Source organism: Mycobacterium helveticum, from assembly GCF_007714205.1.
Classification (GTDB): domain Bacteria; phylum Actinomycetota; class Actinomycetes; order Mycobacteriales; family Mycobacteriaceae; genus Mycobacterium; species Mycobacterium helveticum.
Genome location: NZ_VMQU01000137.1, coordinates 1 through 13,915, shown reverse-complemented (window position 1 = coordinate 13,915; position 13,915 = coordinate 1). Strand labels below are relative to the sequence as shown.

The following is a 13,915-nucleotide window of genomic DNA, read 5'->3' as shown; positions in this document are numbered from 1 at the left end:
GGGCGGGGGCGATGCCGAGTCGGCCGGCTCCTCGGACGCCTGGGTCGGCGCGTCCGGGTCGGCGGGCTCGTGACGCAGATCGGGACGCTGGGTCGGCAGTTTCTCGGTCTCGGCTTCGGCCCCCGGCACGGGTCCGTCGGCGCCGCGGCCGAAGAACTCCTGTTCGCCGCGGTCCAGGCCGGGATCGGTCAGCGCGCTCTCGGTGCGCAGGCTGAACGAGGCCAGCAGCGCGCCGCCGATCACCGCGATCAAGCCGACCGCGGTGAAGGTGATCGGCAGCACCCGCGACCACAGCGCCAGCCGGTCGCGCTCGTCGCGGGCGGCGTTGACCTGCGATTCGACGGTGTCCTCGTTGGAGGTGACCTTGTAGTCGACCAGCGTGAGCTCCGGCTTCACCGGATCACGCGCGTAGTAGTGGTTCGCGTGCACGGCTTGTTTGACGATGGTTCCCGACACCGGATCCACCCAGAAGGTTTTCTGCGCGGCGTAGTAGCGGGTCATGGTGATCTGCTCGCCGGGGTCGCCGGGCACGCCCCACATGGCCGCGGGAGCGGTGACTTTGCCGTCCTCGTTGCCGGCGTACAGCGACGGGTAGGCGACGGGGGCCACCAGCTTGCCGGCGCCGTTGTAGCCGATGTTCTGCGTGAACCGGTACGTCGTCAGGCCGTTGACGTCGTCCTGGCTGTCGTAGTTGGCGTCGAACGCCTTCTGCGCGATCGGGTCGAAGTAGGGGTACGTCTTCTTCTCGGTGTGGAACGGGAACCGGTAGGACAGGCCGTCGTGGCGCAGCGGGATCGCGGCCGGCGGATTGTCGTCGCCGAAGGTGCGCGGCTTCTGCACCGAGCCGCCGGTGTGGGTGTCGTCGGACACGGCCATGGCCGTCTTGCGGTTGAGGGTGACCGTGTCCACGATCGCCAACAGCAGCCCGCTGTCCTTCTGCTTGTCGGTGCGCCGGACCGTCGACCCGGCCTGCAGCGTGACCACGTCGGCGTTGGCGGGCGACTCGACGGTGATCTGCTGCTGGGAGACCAGCGGCACGTTCTTGTTGGTCACCAGATGGTCCGTGGACAGGGACCCGAGGTCGAGCGCGGTGCCCGTGCCGTTGCTGACCAGCGTGATGTCGATGTCGAGCGGAATCTTGGTGATCCTGCTGCTGGTGTACGTCGACAGCAGCAGCGCGGCGATCAACAGGGCGGCTCCGAGCCCGATCACCCCGCACGCGGCGAATCGCAACATGACTGCTCGGTTCACGTTGCTGTGCCCTCCTCTTGGTCCATTAAGGCCCCCGCTGCTCCCCGGGCTCGCCGGCCGGACCAAGCAGCAGGCAAACCCGATTGACCCTAACAGCAGATCATCGGGCCGCGGCGGAGGAACCTGACGCCGCAGTCGGCGGTGCGAGAACCGGCGAGAACCGGGTAGTGGGGTGTACCCGGGATGGGGCGAGCCAGCACGGGCACACTGTGATGATGACCGACGGCCGGCAGGCGGGTGGAAGCCGCAGCTTCCTGCCCGCCGTGGAGGGCATGCGCGCCTGCGCGGCCATCGGTGTGGTCGTCACCCACGTCGCCTTCCAGACGGGTCACTCCAGCGGCGTCGGCGGCCGGCTGTTCAGCCGTTTCGATCTGGCCGTCGCCGTCTTCTTCGCGCTGTCGGGATTTTTGCTGTGGCGGGGCCACGTCGCGGCGGCGCGTGCCGGGGACCCTCATCAGCTGCGGCGCCCCCGCACCGCGCACTACCTGCGGTCGCGGTTCGTCCGCATCATGCCGGCCTACGTGGTGGCCGTCGTGGTGATCCTGACCCTGCTGCCCGACGCCGACCACGCCAGCCCGACGGTGTGGCTGGCCAACCTCACGCTCACGCAGATCTACGTGCCGCTCACCCTGACCGGCGGGCTGACCCAGATGTGGAGCCTGTCTGTCGAGGTCGGGTTCTATCTGGCGTTGCCGCTGCTGGCGCTGCTGGCCCGCCGCCTGCCCGTCGGGGGCCGGGTGCCGGCGATCGCGGCGCTGGCGGTCCTGAGCTGGGCGTGGGGCTGGACCCCGGTGGTGACCGGGCACACCGATTCCGGCGCCAACCCGCTGAACTGGCCGCCGGCGTTCTTCTCCTGGTTCGCCGCGGGGATGCTGCTGGCGGAGTGGGTGTACAGCGAGGTCGGGTGGCCGCACCGGCTGGCCCGCCGGCGGGTGCCGATGGCGGTGTTCGCGGTGCTCGCCTACCTGGTCGCGGCGTCGCCGCTGGCCGGTCCGGAGGGTCTGGTCCCCGGCACCCCGGCGCAGTTCGCGGTGAAGACCGCGATGGGTTCGCTGGTGGCGTTCGCGCTGGTGGCGCCGCTGGTGCTGGACCGGCCGGGCACGCCGCACCGGCTGCTGGGCAGCGCCGGCATGGTCACGCTGGGCCGCTGGTCCTACGGGCTGTTCGTCTGGCATCTGGCCGCGCTGGCCATGGTGTTCCCGGTGATCGGGACGTTCCCGTTCACCGGTCGGATGCCCGCGGTGCTGGTCCTGACGCTGGTCTTCGGCTTCGCGATCGCCGCCGTGAGTTACGCCCTGGTCGAGTCGCCCTGCCGGGAATGGCTGCGCCGGTGGGAACGGCGCGACCGGGCGGCCGGGGCGCCGGCCGCAACGGAGGGGATCATCGATGCCGAGGCGGATGCGATCGCGCCATGACCTCAAGGCGCACCGCCGAGCGCCGCGCCTTGCCGGCGTCGTCGCGTAACGGGGTGTCGACGAACTCGATGAATTCGGGGGTGGGCGGCAGCTTGTAGGGCGCGAGGTGCTCGCGCAGGAACTCCTGCACGCCCGCCTCGTCCAGCGCGGCGCCGTCGGCCGTGTGCACCAGGGCGTAGGGCACCTGGCCGAGGTCCTCGTGGGGAACGCCGACGACCAGGCACGACAATACGTCCGGGTGCGCCGACAACGCGTTCTCGATCTCGGCGGGATACACGTTGCGCCCGCCCACGGTGAACATGTCGACCCGGCGGTCGGACAGGTACAGGAACCCGTCTTCGTCGAAATGGCCGAGGTCGCCCAGCGAGTCCCAGCCGTCGCGGCTCTTGGCCGTGGCGCCCACGTAGCGGTAGGTCGGCGCGCTGCCCGGGGTGGGCCGCATGTAGATCTCGCCGACCACGCCCGGCGGACAGGGGTTGCCGTCGTCGTCGAGCACCTTCATCTGTCCGGCGACCACCACGCCGACCGAGCCGCGATGCGTCAGCCACTGATCGCCGGAGATGAAGGTCAGCGCCTGCAATTCGGTGCCGCCGTAGAGCTCCCATACTTTTTGCGGCCCCAGCAGCTCGATCCACGCCTGTTTGACGGCCGGCGGGCACGGCGCCCCCATGTGCCAGAACCGCCGGATCGAGGACAGGTCGTAGGCCCCCGGGTCGGCGTGGAAGACGGGCAGCGCCCGCTGCATGATCGTCGGCACCGTCGTCATGAAGGTGACGCGATACTCGGTGATCAGCCGGAGGAACTCGTGCGGGTCGAACCGGCTCATCAGCACCAGGTGGTGGCGCATCAGTAAAGCCATTGTCGCGGTGGTGAAGCCGGTGTTGTGGGACAGCGGGATCGGCACCAGCGTGGTGTCGCCCTCCTGCGCGCCCAGGGGGTGGCCGATGGCGGCCGGTATCCGGCTGTCGCCCCCGGATTCGATCAGCTTGGGCCGCCCGGTGCTGCCGCCCGACCCCATCGCCTTCCACACCGGCGAGATCGCTTCCGGCAGCGCGGCGTCGGACAACGCCGGGTCGGGCACGAAACCGGTTGGCACGCTGGGTATTCCAGGGTGTTCGCGACCCACCAGCAGGGCGGGCGGCCGCAACTCCAGCAGGCCCTGCAACTCGGCGTCGGGCAGCCGCGCGGACAGCGGCTGGGGCACCGCGCCCAGCTTCCAGCACGCCACCGCGGCCTGGATCCACTCGACGGAGTTGGGCAGCACCATGGTCACGTAGTCGCCCACACCGACGCCGCGTTCGGCGTACGCGCGGGCCAGCCGGTTCGTCGAACGGTCGAGCTCGCCGCGGGTGAGCGTCAGACCGTCGCAGGTGACCGCGGGTTCGTCGGGGGCGAGGCGGGCCAGCGCCGCGAGCTGGGTGCCGATCGGCGCGACCGGCTCACTCCGGGTCATTTAGTACGCGCCCCGCCGCTCGAAGATGCGGCGCGGATTGTCGACCAGCATGGTGTGCAGCTGCTCGTCGGTGACGCCGCGCTCCTTCAGCGCGGGGATCACGTCGTTGTGGATGTGCAGGTAATGCCAGTTCGGCATGACCTGCGGGACCAACTCTTCGGGAAGCGCGTCGAAGTAGCAGCTGGCGTCGTGTGACAGCACCATCTTGTCGGCGTGCCCGCGCTCGCACATCCGGGCCACGATGTCGACCCGTTCCTCGAACGGGGAGATGACGTCGATGCCGAACCGGTCCATCCCGAGGTACGAACCGGCGGCGATGAGCTCTTCGAGGTAGCCGATGTCGGTGCTGTCGCCGGAATGGCCGATGACCACCCGGCTCAGGTCGACGCCCTCCTCGGCGAAGATGCGTTGCTGCTCGAGGCCGCGCCGCAGCCCGGCGTGGGTGTGGGTGGAGATCGGCACCCCGGTGCGCTTGTGCGCCTGGGCCACCGCACGCAACACGCGCTCGACGCCCGGGGTGACGCCGGGCGCGTCGGTGGCGCACTTGAGGATTCCCGCCTTGATGCCGGTGTCGGCGATGCCCTGCTCGATGTCGCGGACGAACATGTCGGTCATGATCTCCGGGCCGCCCAGCTCCGCGCCGGGGCCCAGGTAGTGGAAGTAGAACGGCACGTCGTTGTAGGTGTAGAGCCCGGTGGCGACGACGATGTTCAGCTCGGTGGCCGCCGCCACCCGCGCGATGCGCGGGATGTAGCGGCCCAGCCCGATCACCGTCAGGTCGACGATGGTGTCCACGCCGCGGGCCTTCAGCTCGTTCAGCCGGGTGATGGCGTCGGCCACCCGTTGTTCCTCGTCGCCCCAGGCCTCGGGATAGTTCTGGGCGATCTCGGTGGTCATGATGAACACGTGCTCGTGCATGAGCGTGACGCCCAGATCGGCACTGTCGAGGGGGCCGCGGGCGGTATTGAGTTCTGACACGCGACTGATGCTAGGTCGGCCGGCGCCTGACCAACAGGGTCCCCGCGATGCCGTTTTGGCAGTACGGTCACGTCATGCTGCTCAACCCCAATCACCTCCAGCGCAAATACCCGGACCACCGCTCCGGGGAGCTCATGGCCGCGACGGTCGACTTCTTCGAGTCGCGGGGAAGGGCGCGGCTCAAGGCCGACGACCACGACCGGGTGTGGTACTCCGACTTCCTGGACTTCATCGGGCGCGAGCGCATCTTCGCCTCGCTGCTGACGCCGAGCGCCTACGGGTCGGACGACTGCCGCTGGGATACCTACCGCATCAGCGAGTTCGCCGAGATCGTCGGCTTTTACGGGCTGAGCTACTGGTACCCCTTCCAGGTCACCGCGCTGGGCCTGGGCCCGATCTGGATGAGCGACAACGAGGACGCCAAGCGCAAGGCCGCCGCCCAGCTCGAGGCCGGCGAGGTGTTCGCCTTCGGCCTGTCCGAGCAGGCGCACGGCGCCGACGTGTACCAGACCGACATGGTCCTGACGCCCCGCGCGGACGGATGGGTGGCGAATGGCGAGAAGTACTACATCGGCAACGCCAACGTCGCCCGGATGGTGTCCACGTTCGGCAAGATCGCCGGCGCCTCGGCAGAGGACGACGAGTACGTCTTTTTCGCCGCCGACTCCCGCCACGAGCGCTACGACCTCATCAAGAACGTGGTGAACTCGCAGAACTACGTCGCCAACTACGCGCTGCGCGACTACCCGGTCACCGAGGCCGACATCCTGCACCGCGGCCCCGGCGCCTTCCACGCCGCCCTCAACACCGTCAACGTCTGCAAGTACAACCTGGGCTGGGGCTCCATCGGCATGTGCACCCACGCCATGTACGAGGCGATCACCCACGCCGCCAACCGCCGCCTGTACGGCACCGTCGTCACCGACTTCACCCACGTGCGGCGGCTGCTCACCGACGCCTATCTGCGCCTGGTCGCGATGCGGCTCGTCACCACCCGGGCCTGCGACTACATGCGCAGCGCGTCGTCGGACGACCGTCGCTATCTGCTCTACAGCCCGCTCACCAAGGCCAAGGTGACCGGCGAAGGCGAACGGGTGATGACCGCGCTGTGGGACGTCATCGCCGCCAAAGGCGTGGAGAAGGACACCTTCTTCGAGACCGTGACCCGCGAGATCGGCCTGCTGCCCAGGCTGGAGGGCACCGTCCACATCAACGTCGGGCTGCTTGCCAAGTTCATGCCGAATTTCCTGTTCGCCCCGGATGCCGCGTTGCCCGTGATCGGCCGCCGCGACGATGCCGCCGACGACACCTTCCTGTTCGCCCAGGGCCCGACCGGGGGCCTGGGCAAGGTGCGCTTCCATGATTGGCGCGCGCAATTCGACGGCTGGGCCCACCTGCCCAACGTGGCATTGCTGCGCGAGCAGATCGACGTGCTCGCGCAGATGCTGGCGGCGGCCACCCCGGACGCGGCGCAGCAGCGCGACGTCGACTTCGCGTTCGCCGTCGGCCAACTGTTCGCCGTGGTGCCCTACGCGCAGCTCATCCTGGAGGAGGCCGGGCTCTCGGGGGCGGATGCCGCGCTGATCGACGAAATCTTCGCCGTGCTCGTCCGGGACGTCAACGCCTACGCCGTCGAGTTGCACGACAAGCCCGCGACGACGGACGAGCAGGCCCGCTTTGCGATGCGGATGCTCCGCCGTCCGGCGCACGACCCCGCGCGTTACGAGCAGGTCTGGAAGGGACACGTCCTGCCGATGAGCGGCGCCTACGAGATGCGGCCGTGAGCCGCGCCAACCCGGGACCGACACGGGGGAGAGCCGCTCACCGACCGAGCAGCTCGAGCATCACCTGGCCGGCGACTTTGGTCCCGAACGGGACTGCCGCCAAGTCGACCCGGTAGTCCGGGCTGTGCGGGGAGTACGGAAACAACTTCCCCGCCGCCAACGCCTCGCTGTACACCTGCGGGTCGGCGACGCCGACGAACAGGTATGCCAGCGGTATCTCGGGGTATGGGCCTTTGAGCAACTGGCAGTCTTCCGACGCCGTCACCGGCGGCAGGTTGGTCAGGACGCGGTCCGGCCCGATCGCCTTGCCCAGCGCCGCGGCCAGGCGGGCGCACAGGTTTGCGTCGTTGACCAGCGGCGTGGACCCACCGGTCAGCCTGACCTGCGGGAGCTGGTCTTCGGGCATCCCGTAGGTGCGGGCGATGCCGTCGCAGACGGCTCTGATCCCGTCGATCAGCCGCTCCCGCACGTGCGGTTCGAACCAGCGCAGATTGACCTTCAGCAGCGCCCGGTCCGGGATGACGTTGTGCGCCGAACCCGCCTGCACCGAACCGACGGTCAGCACCGCGGTCTCGTGCGGGGGGATCATCCGGCTGACGATCGTCTGGAATTCGACCACCGCCAGGGCGGCCATCACCACCGGGTCCTTGGCCAGTTGCGGCATCGACCCGTGGCCGCCCACACCCCGAAACACGATGTCCATCTGGTCGGAGCCGGCCATCATCGGGCCGCCGCCGGCAGCCACCATGCCGACCGGACCGGGCGCGGTGTGCATACCGACGAGGTGATCCGGCTTCGGGACCACGTCGTACAGGCCGTTGTCGACCATGGCCTGCGCTCCAGCGATCAGCTCCTCGGCCGGCTGGCCGACCAGCACCGCGGTACCCGACCATGCATCGGTCGCGCCGGCCAGCACCTTGGCCATTCCCAGCATCCAGGTGACGTGGGCGTCGTGTCCGCACACATGCGCGACCGGTGACGGGGTGCCGTCCTGGCCGGCAACCTGCACGGTGCTCGCGTAGTCCAGGCCGGTGTCTTCGGCGACGGGCAGGGCGTCCATGTCGGCGCGGTACATGACGGTCGGCCCGGCGCCGTTGCGCAGCATTGCCGCCACACCGGTGCGGCCGATCCCGGTCTTCACCGCGAAACCCAGCCCGGCCAGCTCCCGGGCGACGATCCCCGAGGTGCGGGTCTCGGCGAATCCCAGCTCGGGATGGCGGTGCAGGTCTTTGAACAGTTCGACCAGGCGAGACGTGTCGGCGTCGACTGCGGTGTCCACGATCGCTGTTCGTGTCGTCATTACCGAAGGCCTTTCTCGGGTTGCGGACTTCCCGTGTCGGCGCGGGCCGCCGTTCGTCGCGGCGTCGGGGCGTCGGGGCGTCGGGCCGTCGAGCTGCGGCGAGATCACACCGCCCTTTCGACTGTGACGCACCTCACGTTACAATGACCACAGGTCATTGCAGAGGGGAGGGCGGCCATGCCGACGGTGACTTGGGCGCGCGTCGACCCCGTTCGGCGCGCTGCGGTGATCGAAGCCGCGGAGTCCGAGTTCGGCGCGCACGGATTTTCCGGAGGCAGCCTCAACGTCATCGCGCGCCGGGCCGGCGTGGCCAAGGGCAGCCTGTTCCAGTACTTCGCCGACAAGCGCGACCTGTACGCGTTCATCGCCGAGATCGCCAGCCAGCGAGTGCGTGCCCGGATCGAGGAGCTCATCGTCCGGCTCGACCCGACGCGGCCGTTCTTCGAGTTCCTCACCGATCTGCTGGATGCGTGGGTGGCGTACTTTGCCGAGCATCCCCGCGAGCGCGCCTTACACGCCGCGGCGACGCTGGAGGTGGACACCGACGCCCGTATCAGTGTGCGCGGCGTCATCCACGGCCACTATCTGGAGGTGCTGCGGCCACTGGTGCGCGACGCGCAGGTCCGCGGGGATCTTCGTGCCGACGCCGACACCGGCGTGCTGCTGTCGCTGCTGCTGATGATCTTCCCGCACCTGGCGCTGGCGCCCTACCTGCGCGGCCTGGATCCGGTGCTGGGGCTCGACGACCCCACCCCGGAGCAGCCTGCGCTGGCCGTGCGCAGGCTCGTCGCGGTGTTGGCGGCGGCGTTCTCGGCGGCGCCCGCGCCCGCGCTCGACTTCGCAACGGCGCGATCCGAGGAGGTCACATGAACATGAAAAGGACACACGTGGGCTCGCTGGCCGCCGGCGGCCTCAACTGGAACAGCTTGCCGCTGAAGCTGTTCGCGGGCGGCAACGCCAAGTTCTGGGATCCGGCCGACCTCGACTTCTCCCGCGACCGCGCGGACTTTGAGCGGCTCACCGAGCTGGAGCGCGACTACGCCATCCGGCTGTGCGCGGAGTTCGTCGCCGGCGAGGAGTCGGTGACCCAGGACATCCAGCCGTTCATGTCCGCGATGCGGGCCGAGGGGCGGCTCGGCGACGAGATGTATCTGACGCAGTTCGCGTTCGAGGAGGCCAAGCACACGCAGGTGTTCCGCATGTGGCTCGACGCCGTCGGCGTCACCGAGGACCTGCACCGCTACCTCGACGAGCTGCCGGCCTACCGCCAGATGTTCTACGACGAGCTGCCCGAGTGCCTGAGCGCGCTGTCGGCCGATGCGTCGCCGGCCGCCCAGATCCGGGCCGCGGTGACCTACAACCACATCGTGGAAGGCATGCTGGCGCTCACCGGCTACTACGCCTGGCACCGGATCTGCGTGGACCGCGGCATCCTGCCCGGCATGCAGCAACTGGTCCGGCACATCGGCGACGACGAACGGCGCCACATGGCCTGGGGCACCTTCACCTGCCGACGCCACATCGCGGCCGACGACGCCAACTGGGAGGTGTTCGAGACACGCATGAACGAGCTCATCCCGCTGGCGCTGAAGGTCACCGAGGAGGGGTTCGCGATCTACGGCGACGAGGTGCCCTTCGGCATCTCGCCGGAGGAGATGCTGCAGTACGCCGGCGACAAGGGCATGCGGCGGTTCGGCACCATCTCCAACGCCCGCGGCCGCCCGGTCGGCGAGATCGACCTCGACTACTCGCCGCTGCAGCTCGAGAACACGTTCGCCGAGGAGGACGCCAAGGTGCTGGCCGCCCTCTCGTAGCGGGGGGCCTGACGGGCCCGGGGAACGCTCACCCCACCCAGACGCTCTTGGCGTTGCAGAACTCCTTGATCCCCAGCCCGGCCAGCTCGCGGCCGTAGCCGGATCGCTTGATGCCGCCGAAACCCAGTTCCGGGTAGGACACCGTCATGCCGTTGACGAACACCTGGCCGGCCTCGATCTCGTCGATGAAGCGCCGTTGCTCGGCCTCGTCGGTGGTCCAGGCGTTCGAGCCCAGCCCGAAGGTCGTCGCGTTGGCGATCTCGATGGCCTCGTCGATGTCGGCGGCCCGGTACATCGACGCGACCGGGCCGAAGACCTCCTCGGTGTAGAGCGCCATGTCCCGGGTGATGTCGGTGACCACCGTCGGCGGGTAGAACCAGCCGGCCCGGTCCAGCGGCGTGCCGCCGCAGCGGATCGTGGCGCCGGCCGCGGCGGCATCGTCGACCTGCTTGGCGATCTCGTCCCGGCCGGACTCGGTGGCCAGCGGGCCCACGTCGGTGTCCGGGTCGGTCGGGTCGCCCACTTTCAGCGCGGCCATGCGCTCGACGTACTTGTCGACGAACGCGTCATAGATGTCGGTGTGCACGATGAACCTCTTGGCCGCAATGCAGGACTGCCCGTTGTTCTGCACGCGGGCGGTGACCGCCGTCTTGACGGCCTCGTCGAGGTTCGCCGACGGCATCACGATGAACGGATCGCTGCCGCCGAGCTCGAGCACGGTCGGTTTGATCTCGTCGCCGGCGATGGCGGCCACCGACTGGCCGGCCGGTTCGCTGCCGGTCAGCGTGGCCGCCGCGACCCGGGGGTCGCGCAGGATGCGCTCCACGGCGCTCGACGACACCAGCAGCGTCTGGAAGCAGCCCTCGGGGAAGCCGCCGCGGGCGATGACGTCGGCGAGGTAGAGCGCGGTCTGCGGCACGTTCGACGCGTGCTTGAGGATGCCGACGTTGCCGGCCATCAAGGCGGGCGCGGCGAACCGCACGGCCTGCCAGAGCGGGAAGTTCCACGGCATCACGGCCAGCACCACACCCAGCGGCTGGTAGCGGACGTATGCCGTGGACGCCCCCACCTTGTCCGCGTCGGCCGGCTCGTCGGCCAGCAGCTTCTCGGCGTTCTCGGCGTAGTATCGAAAACCCTTGGCGCACTTGAGAACTTCGGCCTTAGCCGACTTCAGGGTCTTGCCCATCTCCAGCGTCATCAGTGCGGCGGTGTCGTCGGCCTCCGCCTCGAGCAGGTCGGCGGTGGCGTTTGCCCACCGCGCACGCTGGGCAAAGGTGGTGTTATGCCGGTAGTCCTGGAACCGGGCGTAGGCGCGGGCGATCGCCGCGTCGACTTCTTCGTCGGTCGCCGGGGCGAAGGTTTTGACTGTCTCGCCGGTGGCCGGGTTGATGGTGGCGATGGGCACGCTGACATCCTTCGTTCTGCGTTAGGTGTGAAAGGTTCCGATATCCAGCCTGCCACTATCGTGGCGACGAGGGAGGTGCCGGATGACTAAAGCCGCCACGTTGATGGTCAAGTGCCTGGAAAACGAGGGTGTTTCCGTCGTGTTCGGTCTGCCGGGCGAGGAGAACATCCGCTTCGTGCAGGCGCTGGCCGCGTCCGGCATCCGCTACGTGCTCACCCGGCACGAACAGGCCGCGTCGTTCATGGCCGAGATGTACGGACGCGTCACCGGCCGGGCTGCGGTCGTGTCGAGCACCCTGGGGCCCGGCGCGATCAACATGCAGCTCGGCGTCGCCGACGCGACCACCAACAGCACGCCACTGGTCGCGATCTCCGCGCAGGTCGGCCACGACCGCGAGTACAAGGAGTCCCACCAGTACGTCGACCTGGTTTCGATGTTCGCCCCGATCACCCGCTGGGCCGCCGCGGTGCCCACCGTCCATGCCATTCCGGAGATGTTCCGCAAGGCGTTCAAGACCGCCGAGACCGAACGCCCGGCCGCGGTCTATCTGGCGGTGCCCGAGAACATCGACGCCGACGCCGCCGACTACGACCTGAGGCCGCTGCGCCGCGACGTCGTGCACGCCGACGCGCCGGCACCGGGCCAGGTGGAGCGCGCGGTCGCCATCCTGCGCGGGGCGCAGCGGCCGGTGCTGCTGGCCGGGCACGGTGCGGCCCGCAGCGACGCGACCCGGGCCCTGATGCGCTTCTCGGAGGAGTTCGGCATCACGGTGGCCTGCACCTTCCACGGCAAGGGTGTCATGCCCGACGACCACCCCAACAGCATCGGGACCATCGGGTTCATGCGGCACGACTACGTCAACTTCGGCTTCGACAACGCCGACGTGGTGATCGCCGTCGGCTACGAGCTGCAGGAGTTCGATCCGGTGCGGATCAACCCGCAGGCCGACAAGAAGATCATCCACGTCCATCACTTCCCGGCCGAGGTGGACGCGCACTACCCCGTCGACGTCGGAATCATCGGCGACATCAGCGCCTCGCTGGACGCGCTCACCGACGCGCTCGGCGGCCACCGCTTCGGCCCGGCTGGTGATTCGCGCGGCGCAGGCCTGCTGGCCGAGGAATTCTCTCGGGGACAACAGGATTCGCGCTACCCGCTGGCGCCGGCGCGGGTGGTGGCGGACACGCGAGCGGCGCTGGGCCGCGGCGACGTCGTCCTGGTCGACACCGGCGCCACCAAGATGTGGATGGCCCGGCTCTACCCGACCTACGAGCGCAACACCTGCCTGGTGTCGAACGGGTTGTCCACCATGGGTTTTGCCCTGCCCGGCGCCCTCGGTGTCAAGCTGGCCCGGCCGGATGCGACGGTGCTGGCCGTCGCCGGCGACGGCGCGTTCATGATGAACTCCCAGGAGGTCGAGACCGCCGTGCGGGAGCGGATACCGCTGGTCGTGCTGATCTGGGAGGACGGCGGCTACGGCCTCATCGAGTGGAAGATGGACCTCGAGCTCGGCGCGCACTACTACGTGAAGTTCGGTAACCCCGATGTGGTGAAGTATGCGGAAAGCTTTGGCGCCAAGGGTTATCGGATCAACAGCGCCGAGGAGTTGTTGCCGACGCTGCGGGCCGCGCTGGCCGACGACGGGGTCTCGCTGATCTGCTGCCCCGTTGACTACTCGGAGAACCTGCGGCTGACCGACCGGCTCGGCGAGCTGGACGAGACGCTGTAGTTCCGCTCCGAAAAAACTTCTGCCACTGCCGTTTCAGTGGTTTCAGGGCGGGGTTTTTTGTCGGTGGTCCCCGATAGCGTGTCGGTGTGAGTGTTGATCGGGAGGCATTATCGGCGGTGTTCGACGCGCTCGATGCCGACCTGGACACGCTGCTGGGGTTCGACTGTGCTGCGTTGACCACTCCGGAGTTGTTGGCGTGGCTGGCCCGGGTGGAAAGGGTGCGCCGGCGCCTACCGGCCCTCGAGCATGCGGTGATCAACACCGTGGCCCGCCAGGCCAGCCCGGAGGAGTTGGGCGGCACACTGTCGCACGCGGTCGCCGAAGCCACCCTGATCTCGCGCGCCCAGGCCAACCGGCGCATCGGCGCGGCCGCCGACCTGGGGCCCCGCCACGGGCTGACCGGCCAAACGCTGCCCCCGCTGCTGGCCGGCACCGCCGAGCGTCAGCGCCAGGGCAGCCTGGGACCCGAACACGTCACCGTGATCCGCCACTTCTCCCACCGGCTGCCCGAGTGGGTCGACCAACCCACCCGGGACAGAGCCGAAGCCGACCTGGCCCGCTGGGGCACCCAGATTCGACCCGAGGAACTGTCCGGGCTGGCCGACCAACTCGCCAACGCCATCAACCCCGACGGCACCTACAGCGACGCCGACCGCGCCCGGCGGCGCGGCCTGACCCTGGGCAAACAAGGCCCCGACATGATGTCGGCGCTGCGCGGCTGGATCACCCCCGAACTGCGCGCCACCCTGGAAGCGCTGTGGGCCAAACTGGCCGCCCCGGGCATGT

The 13,915-nt window shown here is 69.2% G+C and carries 11 protein-coding genes; 6 read left to right on the top strand and 5 right to left on the bottom strand.

All coding sequences use genetic code 11. The annotated features are described in order from the left end of the window. Window positions 1–1,251: cell envelope lipid trafficking protein PgfA (pgfA, locus tag FPZ47_RS23065; RefSeq protein ID WP_168209540.1), on the bottom strand; the 1,251-nt coding region annotated here is incomplete at its 3' end. Window positions 1,252–1,463: 212 nt separating this feature from the next. Between pgfA and FPZ47_RS23060 the strand changes: the two genes are divergently transcribed. Beyond that, a complete protein-coding gene (locus tag FPZ47_RS23060) occupies window positions 1,464–2,666 on the top strand; it encodes an acyltransferase family protein (RefSeq protein WP_144955677.1) in 1,203 nt (400 codons plus the stop codon). Here FPZ47_RS23060 and FPZ47_RS23055 read toward each other — a convergent pair. Next, window positions 2,632–4,119, bottom strand: a complete 1,488-nt coding sequence (locus tag FPZ47_RS23055; protein ID WP_144955681.1) for an AMP-binding protein — start codon at window positions 4,117–4,119, stop codon at window positions 2,632–2,634. The two genes, FPZ47_RS23060 and FPZ47_RS23055, sit on opposite strands and share 35 nt — an antisense overlap. After that, on the bottom strand, window positions 4,120–5,097 hold the full coding sequence (locus FPZ47_RS23050) for a phosphotriesterase family protein (RefSeq protein WP_144955685.1): 978 nt from the start codon (window positions 5,095–5,097) through the stop codon (window positions 4,120–4,122). Between the two features lie 74 nt (window positions 5,098–5,171). Between FPZ47_RS23050 and FPZ47_RS23045 the strand changes: the two genes are divergently transcribed. Continuing rightward, window positions 5,172–6,881: an acyl-CoA dehydrogenase family protein gene (locus FPZ47_RS23045; protein WP_144955708.1), complete on the top strand. Its 1,710-nt coding sequence runs from the start codon at window positions 5,172–5,174 to the stop codon at window positions 6,879–6,881. Window positions 6,882–6,918: 37 nt separating this feature from the next. Here FPZ47_RS23045 and FPZ47_RS23040 read toward each other — a convergent pair whose 3' ends face one another. Next, the gene (locus FPZ47_RS23040; RefSeq protein ID WP_144955687.1) at window positions 6,919–8,181 is read right to left on the bottom strand and encodes an amidohydrolase; all 1,263 of its coding nucleotides are present in this window, start codon (window positions 8,179–8,181) and stop codon (window positions 6,919–6,921) included. 177 nt (window positions 8,182–8,358) lie between these two features. Here FPZ47_RS23040 and FPZ47_RS23035 point away from each other — a divergent pair, with 177 nt between their 5' ends. Both FPZ47_RS23035 and FPZ47_RS23030 read left to right on the top strand, forming a co-directional pair. After that, a complete protein-coding gene (locus tag FPZ47_RS23035; protein WP_144955690.1) occupies window positions 8,359–9,051 on the top strand; it encodes a TetR/AcrR family transcriptional regulator in 693 nt (230 codons plus the stop codon). Between the two features lie 2 nt (window positions 9,052–9,053). Then, window positions 9,054–9,995 (top strand): R2-like ligand-binding oxidase, encoded by a 942-nt coding sequence (locus FPZ47_RS23030; RefSeq protein WP_144955693.1) that lies wholly within the window; start codon window positions 9,054–9,056, stop codon window positions 9,993–9,995. A 28-nt stretch (window positions 9,996–10,023) separates the two neighbouring features. Here the strand turns inward: FPZ47_RS23030 and FPZ47_RS23025 are convergent, their stop codons facing one another. After that, complete coding sequence (locus tag FPZ47_RS23025) at window positions 10,024–11,400, bottom strand: NADP-dependent succinic semialdehyde dehydrogenase (protein ID WP_144955696.1); 1,377 nt, start codon at window positions 11,398–11,400, stop codon at window positions 10,024–10,026. A gap of 82 nt (window positions 11,401–11,482) precedes the next feature. Here FPZ47_RS23025 and FPZ47_RS23020 point away from each other — a divergent pair, with 82 nt between their 5' ends. Then, window positions 11,483–13,129, top strand: a complete 1,647-nt coding sequence (locus tag FPZ47_RS23020) for an acetolactate synthase large subunit (protein ID WP_144955699.1) — start codon at window positions 11,483–11,485, stop codon at window positions 13,127–13,129. Between the two features lie 86 nt (window positions 13,130–13,215). Continuing rightward, window positions 13,216–13,915: DUF222 domain-containing protein (locus tag FPZ47_RS23015; RefSeq protein WP_144955702.1), on the top strand; the 700-nt coding region annotated here is incomplete at its 3' end.